This is a genomic window from Moritella sp. (genome assembly GCF_013215705.1).
Classification (GTDB): Bacteria; Pseudomonadota; Gammaproteobacteria; order Enterobacterales; family Moritellaceae; genus Moritella.
In genome coordinates, this window is sequence record NZ_JABSQR010000006.1 from 122,590 (window position 1) to 148,045 (window position 25,456).

Annotated in this window: 29 protein-coding genes and 1 riboswitch; of the genes, 6 read left to right on the forward strand and 23 right to left on the reverse strand. The window is 41.3% G+C overall.

The genetic code is table 11. The annotated features are described in order from the left end of the window. Nucleotides 1-61: 61 nt before the first annotated feature. The 15 genes from fliS to flgB form a co-directional block, all read right to left on the reverse strand. Nucleotides 62-454 (reverse strand): flagellar export chaperone FliS, encoded by a 393-nt coding sequence (gene fliS, locus HRT96_RS03810; RefSeq protein WP_293135939.1) that lies wholly within the window; start codon nt 452-454, stop codon nt 62-64. Nucleotides 455-477: 23 nt separating this feature from the next. Then, the gene (gene fliD, locus HRT96_RS03815) at nt 478-1,845 is read right to left on the reverse strand and encodes a flagellar filament capping protein FliD (protein WP_293152445.1); all 1,368 of its coding nucleotides are present in this window, start codon (nt 1,843-1,845) and stop codon (nt 478-480) included. Nucleotides 1,846-1,947: 102 nt separating this feature from the next. Further along, entirely contained in the window at nt 1,948-3,087 is a 1,140-nt protein-coding gene (locus tag HRT96_RS03820) for a flagellin (protein WP_293152448.1), read from the reverse strand. Nucleotides 3,088-3,452: 365 nt separating this feature from the next. Then, complete coding sequence (locus tag HRT96_RS03825) at nt 3,453-4,487, reverse strand: hypothetical protein (RefSeq protein WP_293152451.1); 1,035 nt, start codon at nt 4,485-4,487, stop codon at nt 3,453-3,455. A 4-nt stretch (nt 4,488-4,491) separates the two neighbouring features. Beyond that, nucleotides 4,492-5,394 carry a flagellar hook-associated protein FlgL gene (gene flgL / locus HRT96_RS03830; RefSeq protein ID WP_293152454.1) on the reverse strand — a complete coding sequence of 301 codons (903 nt, stop codon included), beginning with the start codon at nt 5,392-5,394 and terminating at the stop codon, nt 4,492-4,494. A 9-nt stretch (nt 5,395-5,403) separates the two neighbouring features. After that, on the reverse strand, nt 5,404-6,735 hold the full coding sequence (gene flgK / locus HRT96_RS03835; protein ID WP_293152457.1) for a flagellar hook-associated protein FlgK: 1,332 nt from the start codon (nt 6,733-6,735) through the stop codon (nt 5,404-5,406). 21 nt (nt 6,736-6,756) lie between these two features. After that, entirely contained in the window at nt 6,757-7,254 is a 498-nt protein-coding gene (locus HRT96_RS03840; protein ID WP_293152462.1) for a rod-binding protein, read from the reverse strand. Beyond that, a complete protein-coding gene (locus HRT96_RS03845) occupies nt 7,254-8,366 on the reverse strand; it encodes a flagellar basal body P-ring protein FlgI (RefSeq protein ID WP_293152465.1) in 1,113 nt (370 codons plus the stop codon). Before HRT96_RS03845 ends, HRT96_RS03840 begins: the two co-directional genes overlap by 1 nt. Nucleotides 8,367-8,436: 70 nt before the next feature. Beyond that, complete coding sequence (gene flgH / locus HRT96_RS03850; RefSeq protein WP_293152468.1) at nt 8,437-9,132, reverse strand: flagellar basal body L-ring protein FlgH; 696 nt, start codon at nt 9,130-9,132, stop codon at nt 8,437-8,439. A gap of 16 nt (nt 9,133-9,148) precedes the next feature. Further along, nucleotides 9,149-9,934: a flagellar basal-body rod protein FlgG gene (gene flgG / locus HRT96_RS03855; RefSeq protein ID WP_293134725.1), complete on the reverse strand. Its 786-nt coding sequence runs from the start codon at nt 9,932-9,934 to the stop codon at nt 9,149-9,151. Nucleotides 9,935-9,999: 65 nt separating this feature from the next. After that, nucleotides 10,000-10,722, reverse strand: a complete 723-nt coding sequence (locus HRT96_RS03860; protein ID WP_293152471.1) for a flagellar basal body rod protein FlgF — start codon at nt 10,720-10,722, stop codon at nt 10,000-10,002. Between the two features lie 13 nt (nt 10,723-10,735). Next, entirely contained in the window at nt 10,736-11,938 is a 1,203-nt protein-coding gene (flgE, locus tag HRT96_RS03865) for a flagellar hook protein FlgE (RefSeq protein ID WP_293152474.1), read from the reverse strand. A 9-nt stretch (nt 11,939-11,947) separates the two neighbouring features. Further along, complete coding sequence (locus tag HRT96_RS03870) at nt 11,948-12,604, reverse strand: flagellar hook capping FlgD N-terminal domain-containing protein (protein ID WP_293152477.1); 657 nt, start codon at nt 12,602-12,604, stop codon at nt 11,948-11,950. Nucleotides 12,605-12,609: 5 nt separating this feature from the next. After that, entirely contained in the window at nt 12,610-13,032 is a 423-nt protein-coding gene (flgC, locus tag HRT96_RS03875) for a flagellar basal body rod protein FlgC (RefSeq protein WP_293152480.1), read from the reverse strand. Nucleotides 13,033-13,034: 2 nt separating this feature from the next. Next, nucleotides 13,035-13,406, reverse strand: a complete 372-nt coding sequence (flgB, locus tag HRT96_RS03880; protein ID WP_293152483.1) for a flagellar basal body rod protein FlgB — start codon at nt 13,404-13,406, stop codon at nt 13,035-13,037. 83 nt (nt 13,407-13,489) lie between these two features. Between flgB and flgA the strand changes: the two genes are divergently transcribed. From flgA to HRT96_RS03895, 3 genes are all read left to right on the forward strand, one after another. Next, on the forward strand, nt 13,490-14,230 hold the full coding sequence (gene flgA, locus HRT96_RS03885) for a flagellar basal body P-ring formation chaperone FlgA (protein WP_293152486.1): 741 nt from the start codon (nt 13,490-13,492) through the stop codon (nt 14,228-14,230). Nucleotides 14,231-14,314: 84 nt separating this feature from the next. Then, the gene (locus HRT96_RS03890) at nt 14,315-14,590 is read left to right on the forward strand and encodes a hypothetical protein (RefSeq protein ID WP_293152489.1); all 276 of its coding nucleotides are present in this window, start codon (nt 14,315-14,317) and stop codon (nt 14,588-14,590) included. Next, complete coding sequence (locus HRT96_RS03895; RefSeq protein WP_293152493.1) at nt 14,587-15,033, forward strand: flagella synthesis protein FlgN; 447 nt, start codon at nt 14,587-14,589, stop codon at nt 15,031-15,033. The genes HRT96_RS03890 and HRT96_RS03895 overlap by 4 nt, the downstream gene beginning before the upstream one ends. Before the next feature lies 1 nt (nt 15,034). On the opposite strand, the gene HRT96_RS03900 is transcribed toward HRT96_RS03895, so the two are convergent. The 8 genes from HRT96_RS03900 to HRT96_RS03935 are packed head-to-tail and all read right to left on the reverse strand — an operon-like array spanning nt 15,035 to nt 22,781. Further along, nucleotides 15,035-15,448 (reverse strand): flagellar FliJ family protein, encoded by a 414-nt coding sequence (locus HRT96_RS03900; protein ID WP_293152496.1) that lies wholly within the window; start codon nt 15,446-15,448, stop codon nt 15,035-15,037. A 1-nt stretch (nt 15,449) separates the two neighbouring features. After that, nucleotides 15,450-16,772: a FliI/YscN family ATPase gene (locus HRT96_RS03905; protein ID WP_293152499.1), complete on the reverse strand. Its 1,323-nt coding sequence runs from the start codon at nt 16,770-16,772 to the stop codon at nt 15,450-15,452. 34 nt (nt 16,773-16,806) lie between these two features. Beyond that, nucleotides 16,807-17,496 carry a FliH/SctL family protein gene (locus HRT96_RS03910; RefSeq protein WP_293152502.1) on the reverse strand — a complete coding sequence of 230 codons (690 nt, stop codon included), beginning with the start codon at nt 17,494-17,496 and terminating at the stop codon, nt 16,807-16,809. After that, nucleotides 17,496-18,509, reverse strand: coding sequence for a FliG C-terminal domain-containing protein (locus tag HRT96_RS03915; protein WP_293152505.1), 1,014 nt, complete (start codon nt 18,507-18,509; stop codon nt 17,496-17,498). The genes HRT96_RS03910 and HRT96_RS03915 overlap by 1 nt, the downstream gene beginning before the upstream one ends. Next, nucleotides 18,496-20,241, reverse strand: coding sequence for a flagellar basal-body MS-ring/collar protein FliF (fliF, locus tag HRT96_RS03920; RefSeq protein ID WP_293152508.1), 1,746 nt, complete (start codon nt 20,239-20,241; stop codon nt 18,496-18,498). Before fliF ends, HRT96_RS03915 begins: the two co-directional genes overlap by 14 nt. Before the next feature lie 8 nt (nt 20,242-20,249). Next, nucleotides 20,250-20,579 carry a flagellar hook-basal body complex protein FliE gene (locus HRT96_RS03925; protein WP_293152511.1) on the reverse strand — a complete coding sequence of 110 codons (330 nt, stop codon included), beginning with the start codon at nt 20,577-20,579 and terminating at the stop codon, nt 20,250-20,252. Between the two features lie 14 nt (nt 20,580-20,593). Then, the gene (locus tag HRT96_RS03930; RefSeq protein WP_293152514.1) at nt 20,594-21,925 is read right to left on the reverse strand and encodes a sigma-54 dependent transcriptional regulator; all 1,332 of its coding nucleotides are present in this window, start codon (nt 21,923-21,925) and stop codon (nt 20,594-20,596) included. A 1-nt stretch (nt 21,926) separates the two neighbouring features. Then, nucleotides 21,927-22,781 (reverse strand): OmpA family protein, encoded by an 855-nt coding sequence (locus tag HRT96_RS03935; protein WP_293152517.1) that lies wholly within the window; start codon nt 22,779-22,781, stop codon nt 21,927-21,929. Between the two features lie 198 nt (nt 22,782-22,979). Then, a riboswitch (cyclic di-GMP riboswitch) is annotated at nt 22,980-23,062 on the reverse strand. Between the two features lie 377 nt (nt 23,063-23,439). Between HRT96_RS03935 and HRT96_RS03940 the strand changes: the two genes are divergently transcribed. The 3 genes from HRT96_RS03940 to fliP are packed head-to-tail and all read left to right on the forward strand — an operon-like array spanning nt 23,440 to nt 25,456. Continuing rightward, complete coding sequence (locus HRT96_RS03940) at nt 23,440-24,333, forward strand: FliM/FliN family flagellar motor C-terminal domain-containing protein (protein ID WP_293152520.1); 894 nt, start codon at nt 23,440-23,442, stop codon at nt 24,331-24,333. A gap of 17 nt (nt 24,334-24,350) precedes the next feature. Next, complete coding sequence (fliN, locus tag HRT96_RS03945) at nt 24,351-24,719, forward strand: flagellar motor switch protein FliN (RefSeq protein ID WP_293152522.1); 369 nt, start codon at nt 24,351-24,353, stop codon at nt 24,717-24,719. After that, nucleotides 24,716-25,456: a flagellar type III secretion system pore protein FliP gene (gene fliP, locus HRT96_RS03950; RefSeq protein WP_293152525.1), complete on the forward strand. Its 741-nt coding sequence runs from the start codon at nt 24,716-24,718 to the stop codon at nt 25,454-25,456. The genes fliN and fliP overlap by 4 nt, the downstream gene beginning before the upstream one ends.

A 25,456-nucleotide genomic window follows, 5' to 3' on the forward strand; every position in this document is an offset into this window, starting at 1 on the left:
TAGCGGAAATAATAATGCCGGGATGCCCAGCATTCTTATTAGCTACATAAGCGCGCTGAAACTAAGCTGCATCTCGGCCTATATTGGCCCAACCTTCTTTCAAGTTTTCCATCACATTAACCACAGTACTGAGTTCTTTAACATCATTACTAATGCTGATGTTATATAGTGTATTTGCACAGTACTCATATAAGTGATGAAGATTAGCCGCTACTTCGCCACCCTCTTCCATATCAAGAGCCGCATCTAAACCCGATACAATATCTAAACATTTGCTGATAGATTTACCTTTATGCTCATATCGGCGACCTACAATATGACCTTCTGCACGTGCTATTTCATCTAATAGCCCGTCAATTAACATCACCACTAATTTGTGGGGATCGGCCGTGGCAGCCTGTGCTTCGGTATTGGTTTCCTGGTAGGCATCATAACCCAGATCAAATTCGTTCATGTTTCTATCCTAATTGACTAAAATTATTGGCTCATACCAAACAGACCACTGGTCTGCTGCATCTGATTCTGTAATTGCTGCATCGCGGTAAACTGTTTCAGGTAACGCTGATACAGACTCTCCATCTGCACATCTAACTGCGCGGTTTTGTCTTGCAGTCTATCAATTTCTGAATTTAAACTCGACACCCGATTATCAAAGAGACCGTTAGACTTGCTATAAGGCTTTAACGTCGTGGATAATCTGTCCACAATACTATCTTTACCTAACAACATGTTATTGAGAATATCCGGATCTTTATCTAACGATTTAGCCAACGCTTTTTTATCTAGAGATATTTCGCCGTTTTTGTCAAACTTGAGACCAACCTGACTCAGGTAGGCACCATCGGGCAAATTAGAAAACACAGCGCGTAACTGCCGCATCATCGAGGAAGCAGTGCTGTCGCCAGAAAGGGCTGCCCGGGTTATCTTTTTAGTATCGCCACTCTCGACCTTAGAGATCGTCGCGGTTTTAACCCGGCCGACTAGGCCATTATAGGCACTTACCAGCGACTCTAATGATTTGGTGATGGCATCATCATCACGCCCGACCGTTAATGTCAGCGGTTCGCCGACATTGGTTTTAGTCAGCTCCAGGGTGAGATTATCGGTAATGTTTTCAACATTATTTGACTGCGAAGTAATAGCGATTCCGTTAAAGGTTAATTTGGCATTCTGCGCCTTGCTCAATTCGATTTGACCTGTGACTATAGTTTTCTTGGGATCAGCAGGGTCTGTAATAGTTTTAGGGGTAACTATTTCATCTAATGTCTTAGAACCTCCAGCATACTCTACTTTCAGCGCATGCTCGGTACCGGTTTTTGTACTGCTCAATACCAGTTTAACATCTGTACCGGTGCGAATAATGGCAGCCTGCACCCCGGGATTATCTTTCGCATTGTTGATCGCGTTACGCAGATCCATCAGGTTAGCGTCGGCAGGTAATACCTTGGTATCACTGAGCGTGAGCGTCCACGGCTTACCGCCTACCGTAAAAATGAGTTCGCCCTCATTCGGTATCTTCACATTCTCATCTGTAAACGTCAGGCCGATGCGCGATGCCTTGGCCAACTGGCTGACCTCGATGCTGTAATCACCCACAATAGCACCGTCAGTGGTGCTGGCTTTAATAATGCCTTCACTGCTTAACTTGGTGTCGGTCGCCCTTAAATCACTGCTTTTACTTAAGTCTTTAAGCGCCGTTGATAAATTACCCACCTTTCCGTCTAATGCTTTGAACGCTCTGATCTTATTATTGACAGTCGCTTGCTGCGTATTATTGTGTTTATCCAAACCTGCACGGGTAGCAGCTACTAACTGCGAGGAAAAAGAAGCGGGATCTACCGTCATAACGACTCCATAAAAACAAAAAAGATCCTATATTCATAGTTGGATATAGGATCATATTTTTAATTCCAAACGGAATTAATGTATAACTCGGTTATTACGCGATTAACGTAATAGACCCATTACCATGCCGCCGATCTGGTTGCTCTTACCAAGAACAGACATACCAGATTGCATTAACAGTTGTTGCTTAGTCATGCTTGCAGATTCTGAAGCAAAATCAGCATCCATAATACGGCCTTTAGACAGTTCCGTATTTTGGTTCATGTTGCCAAGGTTATTGATAGTATGATCTAAACGGTTGATAGATGCACCGAACTGGCCACGTAAAGAGCCAACTGCGTCAATTAGAGCATCAGTGCTCTTCATTGCCGCCTGTGCGCTTGCCTGATCGCTCACGTCTCCCAGATTTGTCTGAGCTGTCGCCAAAGTGCTTAACTTCTCCGTTACGTCAAGTTTCATATTTTCGTTCGCAGAAGCACCGATCTGGAAAGAGATCTCTTTAGCGAATGCACCGGCTTTTGATTCAATATTACTTTCTTTTCCTAGAGCTGTTTCAGCAGTTTTAACCGCTTTTTCAGCCGCTTCAATAGCTGTATTTTTTAGATCTTTAGTTTCATATATCGCTGCTGAACCTGCTTTAGTTACTACTGATGTTGCTTTACCTGACGCATCCATCACTGCTGCTATTGTTGAAACAGCAGCTTTTTTAGTCGCTTTATCGACTACAGCTCCTTCCGCCAATGCCAGATCTTCTTTCGCAGCGGTAAGTGTGTTATTAGCGTTAGCATAATCCTTAACTACATTTTCATTAGTCACTTCTTTTGAAAGTAGTTTCTTGCCTTCACCGTACTGAGTATTTTGCGCGATGTTAGTTAATTCTGCCGCTAACTCTTTGTATTCATCATTTAGCGCTGTGTATTCTGCTTTGCCGTTAGTGCCGTTAGCCGCTTGCGTAGCAATATCTTTCATACGTTGACCAATGCTGGTCATCTCTGACAATGCGCCTTCTGCAGTTTGCATCATAGAGATTGAATCCTGCGCGTTACGCATACCCACTTTCTGACCGTTAGATTGAGTTTGTAGACGGGTTGCGATCTGTAGACCAGCAGCATCATCAGACGCCGAGTTGATACGTAGACCAGTACCTAAACGTTGCATTGCAGTTGACAGCATGCTGTTCGTTTTGCCCAGTTGGTTTTGAGTAGCCAGTGACGCGTAGTTAGTATGAACTGATAAAGCCATGTGAAAGTATCCTAATTCTATTGATTATAAAGAGATGGAATAGAAGTATTTAATGCCTTCTCATCTCGCTTATAAATACAAAGCGACACTCGATCCTAAAAACTTAAATTTATTTTTATTTTTATTTTAAATAAATAAACATAATGCATTGTATCTTTTAATTTAAGCGTTTAATGCACACGAACAATCGCGAGCTATTTTACGTGTCACTGTAGCTCAGACTCCATCCTACTCATTATATAACAACAGGTTAATAATTATAAAACCAAAATTAACCTCGTGATGTCACTCACTGCATTATCGTTTTTCTATGATATCCAAAACATCATCTGCATTTCTATTTCTATTTCTATTTCTCAGCCAGTTTACTTATTCAATAATGATACCGCGGTATTACGCGATATATTGGCTTGCGCTAATAAACTCGTTAACCGACTGCCAAAATCACCGTCACTAAGTAATGCTGAGAGCTCAGATGCCACGGCGCTAATATCAATAGGCGCAGAGAGAGACCCTTTATTTCGAACCTGATCCATTGCAGCTCTAAGCTGAACGATAGCATGACGCACATCAGCTTGTACTTGCCTTACTTGCTCATTAACGTCTTGCTTATGCACATTTTGTTTATTGGCATTGCCATCGATGGCGTCAGCCAAACTCAATAAAGCGCCCACTTGTAATTGCATCTGCACGGGGACTGGATTACCCGCTGGCACTCGAATACCTTCACCGGAAAATAATACCGGTTCATTAAAAAACCGACTATTATCAGATGTCGGATTGAAGACTAATTTCTGCTCGGCATTAACCGTCACATTGGTATCAACCGCAGCTAAAGAGCGATTAAGACTCATTAATATTTCTTTAGGCTCGGCATAAGCAGGAATGTGGAAACTCACCGACTTACCCGCAGATGGCAGTACCATACTCAGTGTTTCTGCGGGTTTTTTTGCTAATAAATTCACACTATTCAACACGTAATTAGGGCGTTCTGAATGGCGATTCAATACTTTGGGCTGTAACTGACCATTTAAGTCTTTACTCGTGACATGGTCAAGTTGACGCACTCGATTAGCCATAACTTCAGCATTATTAATTTTGTTATTGAGCATAGCACTAATGTTAACAAGCTCCCGATACACAGTACCTAAACTATTCTCTGCACTTTTATATTGACTAAAAGCCAATTGGTTTGAATTCAGCCCAGACCAACGCGCTAAGCCTGATGCAGTCACATTACCATTGCGTTGTTTGTGCAGCTCATTCGTCGTTAGCTTGCTATCAACGGTATTAACACTCGACCCTTTAGTCGATTTGTTTGCCGCAGGAGTAACAAGAGATGGTAAATATTTAGTGCTATTAACTAAATTATCACTAACTTTATTAAGTATATTTATCATTATCTTACATCACATTAAACAAGCTTAATTTACTTGCCTTAACATAAACCATCTGTGTTGTTTTTAGTGCCAATTCAGCTTGAGCTAATTCAAATGACGCAGTGCCATAGTCGAGTTGCTCTAAGGATAACTGCAGTTTTTTGCCATATAAACTAATATCAGCATTGGTATCTTTCGTTTGTATAATTTCTGATAGACGAGTACCGATAGTAGTCAGTAATTGTAAGTTAGTATCAGTACTCGAATCTATCGCCGCTAACATAACCTTTCTGTCGGCAGGGACTTGGCTATCCGTGTTTAACTTCTCGATATAGCCATCTAAGTCTTTAAAAAAATCTTTGCCTCCATCAAAAAAAGTTCCTTCAACATCTATGTTCGAAACAACCTTAACACCGGAAGCAATCGTTATTTTACGTTCACGATTATCACCGGCATAGGTGTAGTCCCCCGTGACAGGATCGGGTCCTGCAATCGGTGATTTTTCAACTTCTGAACCGGAAAATAGATATTTTCCATTACTGCCTTTAGCATTTGAACTCGCCAGTAATGACTCTTTTACCGCTTCCATTTCTTGGGCAATCGCTTTGCGTCCTGCCGGGGTTAGCGTGCCATTACCCGCTTCCAAGGTTAAATCACGCAATTTCCCGAGCTGGTCGGAAATACTGGAGACATAGGTTTCAGCCCCTGAAAGATGACGACGAGCGTTTTCAATATTGGTATTAAACTGTTTTAAATTGGCTTGTTCCGCTTGTAACGCCATCAATTTCACCGTACCTAACGGATCATCTGATGGTTTAATAATGCGCTTACCCGATGCCTGCTGTTGACTAATATGAGAAAAACTACTTGCGCCTTGCTCCATACCGCTCATGACGATACGCTGAAGTTGAACTGTACTAACTCGCATAATTATTCCTTACATCATCCTTAATAGGGTTGAAAATAGCTGATCAGCCATGCTAATTACTTTTGCGTTAGCATTATAAGACTGCTGATACTTCATTAATGAAATACCTTCTTCATCGAGGTTAACACCACTCACCGAGTCACGTTGAGCTAATGCATTTTCAGCTACCGTTTGACTTGCTTTCGCACTAGACCGTGCCTCACCACTTTTAATAGCAAGAGAACCAACCAAACCATTATAAATACCTAAAAAGCCATTTTTCATCTCAAGTAATGTGGTTAAATTAGTATTATCACCGGGACCAGTACCGGCCGCACCAAGGGCTAAATCTGTCGGTTTAAATCCATCAGACACCTGGAATGAACCCGCGGGATTGGATGGATCATAACTAAACAATGGTTTACCTACGCCAACGGGATCGTTAATATCTTGACCTAATGCCAATTGGTTGTTCATCGCATCAGCAGTATCTTTGGCTAATTTATCTAATTCTGCTTTAGTGGGATCTAAAACATGACTCTTATAAGATAAAACGCCACCTATTTTACCGCCAACGTCACCATTAAAAGTAAAATTTTGCCCTGCGATACTTACCGCATAACCAGACCCTTTACTTGATAGCGTTGCGGCACTGGCTCCCAATACCACGGGCTGTCCGCCGGAAAGAGAGAGCGTGATGGAACCATCGCCTTGACGGCTGGCATCAAGCTCCATCAATTCAGCTAATTTACTAATCGTTTCAGCGCGTTGATCCTGTAATGCTGTCACATTATTACCCGTCGCGCTGCTCTCTACAATTTTACTATTTAAAGCAGCTACTTGCGAAAACATGGTATTAGCAGAACTCATCATGCCATTAATTTGTTGTGAAATATCTGTACTCTGAATATCCAAATTTGAATATAAAGAATTAAAACGATTGGCAAGCGCATCCGCAGAAGCAATAATTTGCTGTCGAGGTGCCATGGTACTTGGTTCTGTCGTTGCCGAGTCTAACGCACTAAACAAGCCATCAAGGCCTTTCGCTATACTCAGGTTTTCGTTAGCAACGAGCTGTTCACTGATCATAAGATAGCTACTATACGTTTGCGCAAAACCATTATTTGAATTACTTCGCCACAAGCTATTATTAAGATAGTTATCCGCGATACGACGTACCGAGGTGATCTCAACGCCTTGCCCCGTGCTTAAGTTTGAGTTACTCGCGCTATAGCGCGAACTACTAATAGCATCAAGACGGCTATAACCAGAAACGTTCACATTCGCGACATTGTTACTGACTACATTCAATGCTATCTGCGACGCATTTAAACCAGATAACCCATTACTGAACATGCTCATAATTAATTTTCTCTTAATCTACTAAATATTTAATAGCGACTGGCTAAACGAACCAAGCAAGGTTTCTTGAATACTATTAGTCTCTTGAATACTATTAGCGACCTCTTTTTCATTAAACTTTAATTCAAAGTTTAAATTATTTTCCAGAGATGCTTCAGAAAGACTCGTTACTAATGGCGACGTCTGTCTGACCATTTCGTCTTTAGCACCCGCAACCAGTGGCGACATCTGCCTGACCATGGCGTCAGCAATACCAAGAGCACTCTTATCCGCCATCGCCATTGTTAACTGCCCATCATACATATCGCGGTACATTCGCTGGCGATCGCTATTAACAAACGAATCATCAGCAGCTAACGCATCACTAGCAGTGCGCATACTTTTTAATACCATTTGCAAGAACATGGTTTCAAATTGATCTGCTGCCTGAGTCAAACCTTCAACCGTATTCCCATGTTCTTTAATTGCATTAACGGCTGTGGGATCCATTACTAACCCAGTTGTTTCTATCTTTGTCATTAAATTACTACCAATTCAGCTTCTAATGCACCCGCTTGATCAAGTGCTTGTAAAATTGACATTAAATCGTCTGGCGATGCGCCTAAACTATTAATAGCTCGGACAATAACCTCCAGAGATGTACCTTCAGGCACAATAAACATCGGGTTATCGCCTTTCTGTATATAGATTGACGACTCTGGTGTTATCGCCGTATTGCCATTAGAGAATGCGTTGGGTTGACTTACATTTGAGCGTTCATTAATGGTTACCGTTAAGTTACCGTGACTAACAGCCGCTTTGCGAACCTTCACATTCGCTCCCATGACCACAGTGCCAGTGCGACTATTAAACACAATACGCGGCTTAACCCGACCTTGCTCGATTTCTATCTCTTCTAACATCGACATAAAAGTCACTCGTTGACGGGCATTAACTGGCGCAGCAACCGTCACACGATGTTGTCCTTGCGCTTGTGCAACGCTGTCACCAAAAATAGCATTGATGGCAAGTTCGATGTTACGCGCCGTTTTAAAGTTCGGTGTTTTAAGATTAAGTACCACTTCTTTTGCGCTAATAAAATTAGTCTGGATCTCTTTTTCAATCGTTCCCCCGTTAGGGATCATACCCACAGTCGGCGTATTCACTGTCACTGAAGAACCAGAGCCACCAGATGCTTTAATGCCGCCAACAACAAGGTTACCTTGAGCCGTAGCATATATTTCACCATCCATACCACGTAACGGTGTTAATAGCAGGGTGCCACCACGTAAGCTTTTCGCATCACCAATCGAAGACACTGTAATATTGATGGTTTGACCTTTACCAGCCTGAGACGCCACCTCAGCAGTGATCATAACTGCTGCCACATTTTTTAATTTAGGGTTGCCTTTATCACCGAGTTTTACGCCAAACTGCTGCAACATATTAATCATTGACTGAGTCGTAAATTTCACTTGACTCTTATCCCCCGAGCCATCTAACCCCACAACAAGCCCGTAGCCAATCAGCTGATTTTTACGTAGCCCTTGGATATCGGTAATATCCAATAACATACGCTGATATGCAGCACTAACACCGACAGATAACAGTGTCGAACATAACAACACTGATAACAAAATTAGTTTCTTCATTCATTTAACCTAAGTTATATTGTCTCTGAATCACAACCCTGAATACGTTCTAGCAACCACTGATTGATGACTAAAAAGGAAACCACTTACTATTAATGAATCGTGTAAACCAACCTTGTTGATTCGATTCAGCAAGTTCGCCACGCCCAGCATAAGTAATATTCGCATCAGCAAGTCTTTGAGAGCTTATTCGATTCGACTTATCAATGTCCTCAACCCGGACTAAGCCTGTCAAACGAATATACTCATCCCCTTGGTTGAGTTTGATCCATTTTTCTCCACGAATACGTAACGCGCCAGTCGGTAAAATTTCAGCCACCGTCACCGTGATCGCACCAGATAATGCATTTTGTTGGCTTGATGAACCACCACCATTAAATGAGCGGTCAGAGCCTAAGCTAAACGAACCTGTTGCATCAATAGACGACAGATTATTGGCGTAATTATAATTGCCACCACTTTTAGAGTTCTTTTTAACGCCTGAGTTTGCTCGCTTACTAGATTGAGTCTGCTCTTCGAGTATTACCGTTAAAATATCACCAACCTTGTACGCTCGACGATCTTGAAACATATTTAATAGCGAAGAATTAGCTAACAAACTACCATCACCTAGCGTAGTTGTATCACTGCGTACTATCGGTTTAGTGGTGATAGTAGGTAACCACTCTGCCTCGCCCGGCTTTGCCTCGAACACATTGTAAGCGTTATCGGCACAACCTCCTAACAGTACAACAACACTAAGTTTCACCAGCCATTTAGCCAACATAATTAGTACCCACTGGTTATAAAGTTTGAGTAACAAACTGCAACATTTTATCCGCAGCCGACACCACTTTGGCATTCATTTCATAAGCGCGTTGCGTCGAAATCATATCTACCATTTCTTCCACTACACTGACATTTGAACCTTCTAACCCGCGTTGCTTAATTTGTCCTAATGAAGCCTCGCCAGCCACGCCTTCTTGTGCTGCACCAGATGAACCTGTTTCAGTATATAAATTACCCCCTAACGCCACTAGACCTGCTGGATTAGCAAAACTGGCCAACGTTATTTGGCCAACGTCTTGTGGCGCACTTTCACCCGCTAACTGCGCTGTTATAGTACCGTCTGAACCAATGGTAATACTGATTGCGTCTGCTGGAATTTGGATGCTTGGAACCAATGGTAAACCATCGCTATTCACAATTTGACTATCTGAATTCAACGTAAATTGACCATTGCGCGTATACGCTATTTCACCGCTGACTTGTTCAACTTGGAAAAAACCTTTCCCAACAATAGCCATATCCAGCTCTTGACCCGTTTCAGAAAAGCTCCCCGGCGTGAAGACTTTTTGAGTACCGGTAACACGAACACCATTACCAACTTGAACGCCCGTTGGTATTTCATTATTTTGGTCTGCTAATGCCCCTGGCTGACGTTTGATATCATAAAATAGATCCGAGAATGCAACGCGATCTTTTTTAAAGCCAGTGGTATTAACATTGGCGAGATTATTGGCAATGATTGACATTTTTACATCTTGTGCTGCCAACCCGGTTTTACTTGTCCAAAGTGCTGAACTCATTATATTATTCCTACTATTTAAACCTAAGGTGATTAATTATTTAAAGCTAAAGTAATTAATTATTATCAACCGCTGATCAGTTGATTGCCTTTTTGAGCCAATGTATCAGCCGTTTTCATCATCTTAATTTGCAGTTCAAACTGGCGATTAACCATCATTGATGCAACCAACTCGGTCACCGCATTCACATTAGAACCTTCCAGAAATCCTGACACTAATGCGACATCTTCAGCTTGATTGCCGACCGCGCCCGTCTTTAAATGCAACAAACCGTCCTGCCCTTTCACCATGCTGCCCGCTTCAGGTTTAATTAGCTTTATTAGGCCAACTTGGACCTGTGCACCACCTAAAGTAATGGCGGTAACAGTCCCATCACTGCCAATTTCGATACTTTGGTATTCAGGGAAAGTAAGTTGCGCACCATCAGCAACCACAGCGTTACCATTAATGAAAGCACGGCCTTCATTGTCTAATGTCATGCTGCCAGCCCGAGTATATGCTTCAGCCCCCCCCGGCGTTTGCACTGCAATATAGCCTTCGCCTTGAATTGCGATATCTAAGCTACGGCCAGTTTTTTCTAGCTCACCAGCCGCAAAGTTAGTACCTGACGCTGCACTTTGACTGAGATAACGGGTTTCATAACCCGCGCCTTCGATCTTGTAAGCGACAGCGCGATCAATATCAGCTTTAAAGCCGTTGGTATTCACATTCGCCAGATTATTAGCACGAATGTTCATTGCCGTTTGGCTTTGCTCGGCACCAGATAAAGCGGTATAGAGTAGTTTCATCAACTAGTTCCTATTAAAATGCGTTAAATAACACTTGAGTCATTTTTTCAGCGGCTGAAATAGTTTTAGAGTTAGCTTGATAGTTACGCTGTGCTGTCATCAAACTAACGAGTTCACCAGTCAGGTCTACGTTAGAACCTTCATAAGCACCCGACGTTAATGAACCCAGTGTGCCACTGCTAGGTAAGCCTACAGTTGGCGCACCCGACGCAAAGCTTTGACCCCATGTGGTATTATCACCTTGACGTAAGCCATTTGGATTAGCAAAATTAGCCAAAATTACTTTGCCTTGTAACTTATCTTGACCATTCGTGTAAACACCGTAGAGAGAACCATCATCATCAATACGAATTGTTTTCAGATCACCAGCGCCATAACCGTTCGTTTCATTACGACTCAAGCTAAAACTTGCTGCATTTTGACTCATATTAGTCATTGATATTTTGATACTTAGTGGATCAGCACCTGTAATAGCCTGAGAAACCGTAACAGAACCCGCCGGCGACGTGATATTACCACTGGTGTCAAAGGTTAAAGTCTGCTTTGCAGTTGTACCCGCCGGAGTGCCATCAATAAAGTAATGTGCGGTCCACTCATTTGTCGCAGGAGTCGCCGACTTTACAAAATACTGGGTTAACACATGCTCAGTACCGAGTGAGTCGTAAACTTTACCTGACTGCGAATAATTATACATATCTGGCTTGATATTGGCAGGATCAAACGCGGTAGCTGGTACAGGCGCATCGGCTTTTAAGTTCGCGGCAAATTCAACACTTGACGATGCTTTCGCGGGTAATGTACCAGTACCGACCTTTAGATCCGAAATAACACCACTTAACAGCGCGCCATTTGCATCAACAGGATAACCTTGTAAACGCGCTCCACTACTGGTTTCAATATAATTGCTCGCATTGCGAACAAACGAACCGGCACGCGTATAAGATGCTTCACCGCCATTATTTAATACAAAGAAACCACTACCAGAAATCGCAAGATCCATTGCTCGACCAGTATTAACGACATCGCCATCGCGATCAAAGTTACTTGAAATAGCAGCAACTTCCACACCACCGGCAGAACCACCACTGTAAACAGCAGAGAACTCTGCACGACCTGATTTAAAACCCGCGGTATTTACATTGGCAATATTTTGCGAAATAACATTCAGCTGTTCATTGGTAGAACGAAGCCCTGACAAACCGATACTATAAGACATTTTAAACCCTTAACTTGTTGTTTTACCAAATTCAGAAATAGAGAACAGAGAGACACTGCCCATACCTGCAATTGACAGTTGAATATCAGAACCTGTTTTTGGCAAGCTGACTTTTTCGACTTCTCTTGATAATAGAGGTACGCCATTTAATACTTGGCCACCCATTTTAACTTCAACACCGAGCACATAACTGCCTTCATCGAGTGCTGGTACTTCGAATGCAATATCTCCAGACTCAGGGTATTTCCAAGTTTGAGTGTCAACAACATTACCGTTCAAATCTTTTACAGTCAGTGTCACTTCATCAGCTGCACCATCGATGCGGATAACACCGTTTGGTTTTTCACCTTGCTTTGCAGCAATGCCAGTCGATGGGACTAATACTTCGGTGCCAATTAAGGCTGTACTCTGTAGTACTTGTTGGGTATAGAGCATTTCAGCTTGACCAGATTGACCAGTACGTAACCCCTCAATCCCTTCAACCATCGAAAACTGGGCCAGTTGGCTGACATACTCAGTACCATCTAGCGGATTAAGAGGGTCCTGGTTTTTAATTTGCGCAACCATCATCTGTAAAAATTCATTTTTCAAGCCCAAAGCACTATTGTCTTTAACCTCAGAAGTCTGAGCTGGGTTCGTTCTGTTGCTATTATGTATTGGATTCATAACCGCTATCCTTGTCCAAGCCTTAACAGACTTTGTTGCATGCTATTCACACGGCGCATGACCTCAGCTGAACTCTCAAAACTACGAGATGCCGACATCATGTCAGCCATTTCAGCCACCGCATTCACATTAGAATAAAAAACGTAACCATCGTTATTTGCGAGTGTATGCTCAGGCTCATATCGACGTTCAATAGCTTGTTGTGATTGAGTAACACCAAGCATATTAACGCTTGCTCCCGTCACCTCTAAAGTTTCTTGACTCGTTTGATAGACAGTCGAAAAAATCGGTTTCAAAGCATGATATGCTTCGTTTTCACTGCTTGCGGCTGAATTCACATTCGCTAAATTTGAGGCGACGGTATTCAAACGTAATGTCTGGCTTCGCATACCACTGCCAGCAATTTCATAGATATTATTAAACGACATAATTAGCGTCCATCGATTACTTTTTGAAGTCCTTGAATACGCATATTTAAGAACGTTAAACTACTTTGGAAGTTCATCGCATTGTTATTAAATTTTGCTTGTTCAACACCTAACTCAGCAGTATTACCGTCTTTTGAAGCTTGAAATGGCACTCGATATAGACTATGCATTTCGAGTTCTGGTAATCTACCGCCCGTTGATTGATTTAATTGCGTTTCTAAATTTGTCAGCACTGACTTGAAATCATAATCGCGGGCCAGATAACCCGGAGTATCAACATTGGCTAAGTTACCAGCTAAAATCTCACTGCGTTGAACTCGCGCTTGTAAAGCGTAAGGATGAATCCCCAGTGCTTTATCAAAATTTATTGCCATGAACTGTGATTCCTATGGTTTTTTATCATAAACTTAGTCAACTTAAGCAATATTCACACCATAATTTAAAGAGTATTAAAATAATGACTTACAGTGCAAACAGACAAGAAGAGGAAGCGGGAGCGGAAGTGCAACTTCCCCTGAGGAAGTTGCTAGTATTAACTATTCTGTGGTTACTGAGTAACAGCGTGTCTGCGCATTTATTTAAGCAACAAGTTGAGCAAGATATTAAGCGCTATAGCCAGCAACAAAACTGGCTAAATTATGATGCAGAGGTCCTCATCTGGCTACCGAATAACGCAAATCACTTGCCTGCCTGTAAAAACACAGTGCAATATCAACGGGCAACACCCAATAATGCACCTATCGGTCGAGTCAATTATTTAATCTCTTGTACACAGCCAAGCTGGAAGGTCCGCGCGCACGCTAAAGTAAAAATAGGGTTGGAAGTGTGGCATGCTAAAACAGACATTAACCCCAATCAGATACTAAAAAAACAACATGTTCAGTTACAACGGGGAGTCATAAGCCGTCACACCCAACGTTTTATCACAAGCTCACAACCATTAGTCAATCAACGAGCTAAACGCCGAATTAGGTCAGGTAAAATCATCTTACCAAGTCAATTACAGCAACGTCTCTTAGTCGAGCGTAATGATGAAGTTATAATCAGGGCCAGTTCAGGCAGTTTTGTAGTATCAATGAAAGGAAAAGCCCTGCAGAATGGTCAATTAGGTGATAAAATTTATATTAAGAACCTGTCATCGGGAAAAAAAATTCAGGCTAAAATCATTGCATCAGGCGTTGTTGAAACTTTATTTTAGTTTATTTTCCATTTAAAATTACAGTTACACTCTGTTTGTGTCGCTTAACTATAATAACCGGATAATTGTAGGTACGAGAACAGCATGAAAATAACCAATAGCATTAATAGTCACGCAATGGCTAAAACCGTATCAAGCTCAACTAAAGTAACAACTGATACTGCAGTTCAAGGTTTGAAACAAACAACTGAAGTCAATCGAAAAGCCGATAACTTTGTTAATATCAGCGATAAGTTAGCACCGACTTCGGATATAGACATGGATAAAGTGAACCGCATTTCGGCATTACTTAGAGAAGGTAAACTAAGCTTAGATTTAGACATACTGACTGATAGTATTCTTGAGATGCACCGTCGATGAGTAAAGTTCGTCAATTTATCATCGCTTTAATTTCAGGCTTAAAAGCAGATATTAAAAATTACTCACGATTCCATGAATTACTGCACAAACAGCACAACCTGATGCAGCAACATAACAGTGAAGAACTCATCACGTTAAATCAAGATCATGGTATATTATTAGAAACCATTAGTGAGCAAGCTATACGCCGCAAACAACTGATGCATCATATTGGTGTTACTGCTGATAATGCGGGTATGGAAAAAATACTTGCCGCACTAGATGCGCAATCCGGCCCTCAGGTCGCCATATTATGGGATAAATTAAAGCAGCTAACTCACCACTGCCACAACCAGAATGAAGTAAATGGTCAATTACTCGCATTACAATCCGAACTATTAAATAAAGTCTTACATATTCAACCGCAAGATGAGTATTCACCCAATACAGCCGGTGAATGCTAAGTTAATCTCGATTCCGTAAAAAAACCTGTATAGCTAGCTCATCATTTTGAAATTGTTCAGCTATATCTTGTGCTAACTGCGCCTTAGATTCACGCCTTCTGAGTACGGTTTCAAAACCTTTAACTTGCCCAATTTTCTGGCTGATAAGCGTGTTCTGGCGTAATAGGTCCGCTTCATGTAGATCAATTTCAAACTGTTGGTTATCAATCAAACCGTCAACTTGATTTCGCATCGACTGCATATTTTGCAAATGCAATACTTGGCTATCGCCACTATTTGCAGTTAAGGCTTGCTGGTAAGTCGCCAATTGAGATATATGATATTTTTTGCGCTGCAGTTGTTCATGAAACTGTACTCGCTGCGCCGATAATTCATCTAATTTTTTTTGTTCTATACCAATTAATCTATTTAGCATGCTAATTATCCATCAGATGTATCAATTGATTCATACTATCGCTTAGCCCACTTTGCTCATCGAGGCCCTGCTGTAAAAATGCGGCAATCGCAGGAAACTTCTGTACAGCATAATCTACTTGCATATCCTTGCCTGGTTGATAACCACCTAATGGGATCAGTTCTTTTATTTGTTGATAACTGCTGTATAGTTTTTTCAGTTTGATCGCATGCGCGAGATAATCTTTTTTCACTACTTGCGGCATAACACGACTAATCGATGCACTAATATCAATGGCCGGATAATGTCCTTGTTCAGCGAGATCACGGCTAAGCACGATATGACCATCTAAAATAGCGCGAGCGGCATCAGCAATAGGTTCTTGCTGGTTATCGCCTTCGACCAGTACAGTATAGATAGCAGTCATGCTGCCACTACCAAGTCCATTACCTGCGCGTTCAACTAATTGAGTGAGTAGACTAAATACGGACGGCGGATAACCTTTCGTTGCCGGAGGCTCTCCCATCGCTAAACCAATCTCACGCTGCGCTTGCGCATAGCGGGTCAAAGAATCCATTAATAATAAAACGTGCTTACCTTGATCTCGGAAATGTTCAGCTAAACGATGACAAACTTGTGCTGCACGCAAGCGCATCAGAGCGGTAGCATCCGCTGGAGCGGCAACAACAATCGCGCGTTTACGGCCTTCCTCACCTAAACTATGTTCTATAAATTCACGTACTTCCCGACCGCGTTCACCAATAAGTCCAACAATAATAATTTCAGCTTCGGTATAACGAGTCATCATGCCTAATAACACACTTTTCCCGACACCAGAGCCAGCAAAGAGACCTAAACGCTGCCCTTTACCGGGTGTTAAAACCGCGTTAATACAGCGAATGCCGACATCAATGGGTTCAGAGATAGGTTGACGACTAAGTGGGTTATTTGGCAAAGAGAAGAGGGGGATAGACTCACCAGTAATGGCTGGAAGTCCATCCAGCGGTTGCAATAGTCCATCAACAACCCGGCCTAATAATTGTTCGCCAACAACAATATTTTCGATACCACTTTGTGGTGAAACCCTCGCACCCGAAAACAAGCCCACAGCATGTTGGAGTGGCATTAAATAACTAATATCTCTGTTGAAGCCAACCACTTCAGCCGCTAAACTGCCATTGCTTAGCGTTTCAATAAAGCAACGCTGACCGATAGACAGTCGACAGCCCGTCACTTCGAGTGTCAAACCATTAATACGCACAAGTCGCCCATAAACTTTTGCGACAGCACCAGCATCAATACTTCCCACAGCCTGAATCAACCGCTCTTTTAAGGCTTCATTCATCGCCGAGTTCCCCTTGTAACATCATAAGATTGGACTAGCTAGCTTCTGTCATTGACTGATTCATAGATTCCATACACTGCTGAAAACGTTCTTCGGTATCAACTGCAATCTCCTTATCAGAACTCTTAATATAGCTATCTCCGACAGCTAATTTATCATCAACGTCCAGTGCCCAACCATTCAAGTCTAAGATACCGAGGTCTTTAAGGCGTTTTTTATCATCCACATTTAAGAAGATACGTACTTTTTCAATATCATCGGCAAACACTTGGATTGCTTCTTCAACAAGATTTAACACTTGCTTAGGGTTTAAAGTCAGTTCAGCACGGATAACTTGGCGAGATACTTGGCCGACTAAATCGGCAATCAATTCTTGTTGAACAACGAGCTTATGCTTAGCTAATTCGTCGACTTTTTTCTGCACTGTTGAAAGCTGAGTAATGGCATCTTTAAATAACTGCGCGCCTTTAATTTGGCCTTCTGTAATACCTTGCATAAGACCCGTATTATACCCTTCTTGACGACCATCAACTAAACCTTGCTGCAAGCCACGCTCAACACCTTCTTTATGTCCTTCTTCCAAGCCCTGCTGAAATTCTTGCTCAAAATTAGGTGATATCTCATCAACAGCGCCGAGGGTCGCACCGCCACCAACACGATATGGCGGAAATACATGCCGTCGATAACTAATTTTATTGGATTTAATAATTTGAGCTGAGTTCATTAGCTAACCACTTGTTCTTCGAATAATTGTAACTGTAACTCACCACTTTCAAAGAGCCTACGGGCGATAGCCATAACCTCAGTGCGTGACACTTCTATTTTACTCAACGTCATAGGACCCAAACGTTGAATTTCAGCATTAAGCGCTTCAGCCATACGTTTTGGCAATGCTTCTTCAATTTTATTGATAATTGATTTATCCGCACCTTTCAACGCTGTGGCTAAAACCTCATTAGGAACAGCTTCAATGAGCGCTTGCAGAATATCTAATGGCTGTCGTCCAAGAATCATAAAGTTGAACATGTTATCTCTAATAGCATTAGCGGTATCAACGTTATGCATCTCAACTAATTCAATTAAGTTAGCTTTATCGCCACTGTAACGATTAAGGATATTCGCCGCTTGACTGCTGCCATCAACTTTAGCACCAGACTGTTCAGCAACAAAATCAATACAAAGTTGTAGTGTGACTCTTAAATCATTGATTACATGATCACTGATGTCTTCTAAATTAGCGATACGATAGATCAGTTCATCATGAGACTCTAAGGGTAAATGTTTTAGCACCGCATTGGCTGTATCAGGTGGTAAAAACACCAACATAACCGCTTGCATTTGCAAGTGTTCATGACGGAAAAAACGTGCTAAAACATCCGCGGGTAACCACTGTAAACGCTGAATATCATTCGACATTACATCACCATAAATGGAATCTAACATGCCACTAGCCAGTTTTCGTCCAAGCGCCATATCTAATGATTTCTCAAGATATTCGCGAGATGCTCTACTTATTCCACTTTGCTGAGTATATTGTTCAAAAAATTGTTGTAAAATTTGCTGAGCATCAATACTTGATACATTACTGAGGCGAGCCATTGCCATTGACACATCTTTAACTTCTTCAGGTTCCATCAATCGCAATATTTTTGCAGCTGATTCTTCACCCATGCTTAATAGTAAAATAGCGGCTTTATCTCTTTCACTAAACGCTGTGGTCATATCATGATGACTCATTCTGACTCCCTCCGTTAGACTTAACCCAGCCTTTCAATACTTCCGCAACACGAACAGCTTCTTTATCTGCTAAAATTTGTAGGTGATTTAATTGCACACTAAACTCACTTCCTGGGGCTGGTAAAGCGGGCATATCAACTGATGTTAACTCAGTCATATTGACCGGCTTACTTGCCTTGCTGAGCTCATCCGGCTTAATATCAGTGGTTAAGCTATTCGTTTTAGCTTCACTTGTGTTTTCTGTTGGCGCAAGCGCAGCATTTTCTGTTTGTCGTGATTGACTAATAAAGTGTTTAATTAACGGTCTGATTACAAACATAATTAACGCTAAGCCGAGAATTGTAATAACGATATAGCGCAAGTACGCTTGTATTACATCCATCTGCCACCAAGGTAACGCTTCAAGCGTTATTTCAGGAACAGCGATAAAATCATAACCAGAAATATTTAACTGATCGCCACGACTAGCAATGATACCAATGGCATTTTTTATCGTGATCGATATTTTAGCTAACTCTTCATCACTCCAACCGTCTTTACCCGTTGCTATTTTATTATTCAAAATAACAGAAACACTCAAGTTATTAATGCGACCAAATTCATATTTTTTATGCATCACAGAACGACCAACAACATATTCTTTACTGTAATCATTCCGCTTAGTGATCATCGATGATTCTGCTTCACTCGATGCTGTTTCTTTACCTTTCTTTGGCTCTTTTTTAACTGGTGGTAAATTTGATAACGAACCTGGAACACCAACAGCATTTACATCGCCAGAAACTTGTTCACGGATATTTTCTTTTGTTAATACAGTTTCAGGGCTAACCGTCTCTATCGTCTCTTCGACTTCATTGAAGTCTAAATCTGCGGTTAGTTGTATTCTAAAGTTTTCAGCACCAACAAGTGGGTATAAAAGATCTCTTATTCGACGAATTAACCGTGCTTCAAGATCATGTTTAAATGTAACCAGTTGCGTGGCCACTTGTCCGCGATTACTTGACTGACTACCAGATAAGGTTAATAATCTACCCGCCTGATCGACCACTGAAATATTATCGGGTTTCATATTTGTTACGCTGCTCGCGACTAAATTAATGATCGCGGTAACTTGCCCTTGAGAAAGCTCTCGACCGGGTTGCAAGTCAAGCATGACCGAAGCCGAAGCCTGTTCCTCATCACGTCCAATAAACAGTGTGCGTTCAGGTAACGCCAAATGTACACGCGCATTACGAACCGCATCGATAGTGATAATCGATAATGCTAACTCGCCCTCAAGTGCAAAACGATAACTTTTAGACTCCATAAACTGACTAGTGCCCAGTCCCATTTTACCTTCAAGACCACCCATCCCCATTGGGATGTTCTTTTTGACACCCAGAGCAGCCAACGCCATGCGTAATTGAGCTAGTTGATTTTTTGCGACTAAAATTTGTCCCGACTCGGTATCCAACTGAAAGTCAGCTTTTTGTTGCTCTAACAGCTCAAGGATATTGGCTTTATCATACATTTCTTGTTTCCCATATAAGGGAACATACTGCTCAGCAGTCCATAACGAAGCAACAATAGCAGCAGCAATAAGGCTTGATAGCAACCCGATAAAAAATAAAGACCTAAATCGATAAAGTTTTTCGCGGGTTAGTTTCAACCCTGAACGCATGTTCTTTATCACAGTTCCATTACCTGCACCTGGGCTTTTGATAAGACCTGTTTCTTGAGATAAAATTTCCACACTAGCCCCTACAACGGTATACGCATAATATTATCAAAACCGGTCATCAACTTATTTCTAACTTGCATTAATACCGAAAAACTTAAATCTGCTTTTTTTGCCATGACCATCGCACCAACTAAGTCATCACTACGGCCTGAATCGACAGCTGACATCATGCCATTAGCTTTTAACTGCTGCTGATTAATATCACTGACCATCATTTTCATTGCCTGGTTAAATGACACAGCTTGATTAGTACCTAATGGATTACTTGCAATTTCATTACCAGCTTGAAGCTGCATTCGCTCCATTTTATTCATCAAATTAATTGATTGGATATTTGCGTCGATTTTCATATTATTACCACCAGTTAAATTGCTATACCTTGCTCTCGCATTGCTACCATTTTGTAACGCAACGCTCTAGTGGTTACACCTAGTGCTGCAGCGGTTTTCATTCTATGCCCTTTGAATTGTTTTAATGTATCTAAAACATATTGGTACTCAGCCCTTTTTTTAGTTGATTCCAATCCTTCAGATTGATGAACAATTTTCAACGCCGTTTTCTTTTCATTTAACTGTGCTGGCAGCATTAAATCTGCCACTTGTATTTCCATACCTCGAGCAATGATGAGTGCCCGTTGAATTACATTTTCTAATTCACGAACATTACCAGGCCAAGCATGTCCTAATAACATCAATTTGGCAGCACTACTCATGAAATAATCAGGCGTGGGCGCATACTTACGAATAAAGAACTCCGCGAGAGGCAGAATGTCATCTTTACGCTCTCTCAACGCCCCCCATTGCAAAGGTAATACATCTAATCGGTAATACAAATCTTGACGGAATAGACCTTTTTCAACGGCCTCTTGTAAATTTTTATTTGTTGCCGCGATAATACGAATATTAAGCTTGATTTTTTTATTACTACCGAGCCGTTCAACTTCACGTTCCTGGATCACTCGCAGTAACTTAGCTTGTAATTGCAATGGCATTTCAGCAATTTCATCTAACATGATGGTGCCATTATTGGCGAGTTCAAACTTCCCTACCAGCTCATTCGTTGCACCGGTATAGGCCCCCTTGGTATGACCAAATAGCATAGCTTCGATCATCGATTCAGGCATAGCGGCACAATTGAACGCCACAAACGGCCCATCCGCGCGCGGAGAATGAGTGTGAATATAGCGAGCCAACAACTCTTTACCAGTGCCCGATTCGCCTCGAATAAATACAGTTGCATCGGTTTGTGCAGCACGATGTGCGAGTTGCACAACCTGACGGCTTTCAGCCGAACAAATAATAAAATCATCCATTGGTTTGCGTAAGCTCTCAGCTCGCTTTATCGCTTTAATCAACTGGTAATCAGAAAATGGTTTCAGTAAATAATCCGCAGCACCGACTACGATCGCCTCAGCAGCAAGTTCGCATTGACTACTTTGTACCATTACGATGATAACGGAGTCGGGATGATTACGAGAGAAGACATTCACAAAACTAACTAATGACATATCAACTAATTCGGCATCGACGAGAACAACGGCAGGTGATAACGTTGAGGCATTTAAAAAAGCGTCGTCAGCATTCAGGCAGCGATGTACGACATAGCCTTGTTGTTCTAACTCTTTGCTATCAAGTCTCGTTACTGAAGAAGATTCGAGGATCAATAAAATATTATCTTGCTCATGATTAGCCGACATATTATTTACCCAGCCGACGAATAATACGTAAATTCACACGTCTATTTTTTTTACGAGCAGATGCTGTTCGCCCTGGTTTCAATGGGTAACGATCGCCGTGAGAGCGCACTTCCAGTAGTTTTTTAGAGATACCAGCCTCCATCAGATACATATAAACATCATCAGCACGTTGTTGTGATAACAATAAATTATTTACTGTATTGCCAATACTATTAGAATGTCCGTCGATGAGTATTTTCGTCACTAAACCATCAAGAGATATGTATTTAACGATCGCTGCCATTTCTTGTTTTTGTTGGGAATTCAATAAATACGAGCCACCAGAATAATATAAATTCCGGTCTCTTACTTGCTCATATGAAAAAGGAGATATGTCGCGGAGACATTGATAGTAACCATCAAATACGTCACCTAGATTTACTGAAGGTAGTACTGCATGTATGTTGTCGCTGTCAGCATAGGTCAAGGTAATGTGCCCCCAATCTCCTTGCTTCAGCTGTCGAGTAAAACTCGCAACACCGACTGAAATTTCATTTTCAAGCGGTAAGGAAGGCCCTAGCCAACGAACATCAGGCAGTGTTTTAACTCCCCAAGGAGCCTTTGAACTACCAAGCCTATAACGCTTAATTTGTTGTGTATAAATTGTGGATGTGACGTCGATAAATTCAGGGTAGCCCGCTTTCTTAACAATACTAACAGACCCTAATGTTTCAACATTCGTTGTCATTTTGCACTCAAACGAATTTGAGCTCAATTGCCATTGCACCTGGTCTAGTTCAGACATAAAAGGTTGCGCATTCAATATTGAACAAAAAAACAAGCAGCCGACAGCGGGCAACAAAACCTTTAGAGACATGATTCCTCACTCACTTAAATCATTTACAGTAATCAACCTAAAATAAATTGATGACAAGTAACTCAATAGCGACGTTTAAGTAACAGTCTATTGGCCAGGTTAGTGTAAATAAAAAAGCAACAAAATGAGGTATTTAGCGGCAAAAAGATGAATCTTCCCCCCGGAGTTAATATTTTTTAAAATATAAACAATTTACCTTTTGGCGGTCCCACTATCTGTAATAAACATACAGACTGGTAACTTTGCGTCCAAACCTCACGATTTGTTTGCCTTTTTACAAAGGTGCATTTAACAACATCCAAAACCACAAAGCAATTAAATATATATTATATATTATACTAATGTTTATAAACAGCGCAATAAATCCATTTAATTACCACCAACAGTACAACCAACTACCAACAAAGTGATATTCGTTAGTGTTAAATTTAAGAAATGTCGATATTTAGTTTGCTATAGCCCTTTAAATTAATTAATATTTCAAATCCCCCCTCGATATACGTATAAAATATTATTTCATACATATATCGCCTGATCATCTGTTGATTCAACGTTGATAACCGATTTCAGTCTATTTTGGCCGACATTTACAGATGTTAGCCGATGTTAGCCGATGTTACATTAAGTCTAATAGGCATTATCCATTGGAGAATTTACTATGTTGGTTGTAAAACCTACAGCGGTTAGTCCCAAAGTTACAAAATCCAGTTCTAAAATTACTCTCGCTGCCGAATCAGCTGAGATTGAAAAATACGATCTACTCGGTGAACGTCGTCAGTGGACTGATTGTCTTGAAGTCATTAATTTTGATCTTTCCTTGGCACATCGGGAAATTGAGCGCCGTTTATCTCAATTATTTAATGAATACGAATACAGAATAACGCTACAAAAATTCACTCATGAGAAGATTAACCCTGTCGATTTAGGTACCAATATAATTTGGCTTCAAGCCCAAAACAACGCGGGTCTGAAAGTATTATTATCGATCAATAATACGATGCTATATACCCTGACAGAAATCTTTCTTGGAGCGAGTAAACCCAGTAACAAAGATAACTTAGAGCAACCGAGTGATTCTGAGTATCGACTACTTAAGCGCATTTTATCAATCCAACTTGACGCGTTAGATAATCAGCTGGGTTACAATCAAGAATGGACTATAAGCCATACCAATCAACCAGTTATAGGCAGTGAGTTCATTTCATCAACCATTGATTGTACGATAAAAGAGTACATTTCCAGTTGGCAAATTTGGTACCCTAAAAAATTCATTAACCAAACACTATCAAGTAACCGTACGATGCCTGATTATGAATTATTAGCAGCAAAACTGGCTAAAGCTGCAACGAATATACCAACTAATATCAACGTTATTCTTGCGAAGACTCAGCTGAATATCGTACAACTCACACAGCTAAAACCAGGTGATTTCATTATGATGGACTTACCCGAAATTGTCAGTGTCTGCACTGGTAATCATGTTATAGCCCATGGCCGAGTAGTCGTCCAATCTGGACGATTAGTAATGCAAGTAACCGATACAAACGATTAATTTTGGAGATCTAAATAATGAGTAATTTTAATGTGGAAGATATCAACCTAGATTTGGATAGTATCGATAGTCTGGACGATATCTTACAAGATGATAGTTCACTTATGACAGCAGAAAATAAGCCACTAAAGAAAGATCTTAGCTTTTTTCATAATATCCCCGTTGATGTAACGCTCGAAGTGGCCAGCACTAAGCTCGTCATTGGTGACTTAATGATGCTAAGCAGCGGTGCTATTATAGAATTAGATAAGCTCGCTGATGAGCCTCTTGATGTGAAAGTTAACGGTCAACTTTTAGCCACCGCCGAAGTGGTGGTTGTCAATGGTAAGTACGGCGTTAAGTTAATTGATGTTGTAGATGATGTTGTGAGTGGATTAAAAGCATGAAAAAGTTCAGTATCTACTTAGCCGTATTCTTAGCATTTATCAGTCTTGCGGCACCAGCGCATGCTGATTTAGCCTTGTTTTCTGTCAATAATGGCGGGCAACCTCAAGAATACAGTATAAAACTACAACTGTTATTACTGATGACAGCATTGAGTTTATTACCCGCTATGTTATTGATGCTGACAAGCTTCACCCGCATTGTTGTTGTACTGGCAATATTACGACAAGCTATTGGTTTACAACAAAGCCCACCCAATCGAGTACTCGTTGGGATTGCGTTAACGCTAACGATACTGATAATGAGACCCGTCTGGACTCAGATACACGAGGATGCTTTCTTACCTTATGATAGCGGTAGCATTACGCTTATTGAGGCTTTAGGTAAAGCCGAGATCCCTTTGCGCACCTTTATGCTTAAGCAAACTCGCGAAACCGACCTTGAACAGATGTTGAAAATTGGTAATGAACCCCCAGTAACCTCGGTTGATGATATCCCCTTTGTGGTCTTAATGCCTGCATTTGTCCTTAGCGAATTAAAAACGGCGTTCCAGATTGGATTCATGCTGTTTCTTCCATTTCTAGTCATCGATCTTGTCGTCGCAAGTGTGCTAATGGCGATGGGAATGATGATGCTATCGCCACTTATTATTTCTTTGCCTTTCAAACTTATGATATTTGTTTTGGTTGATGGTTGGGCCATGACGGTCGGTACATTAACCGCCAGTTTTGGAGGATAG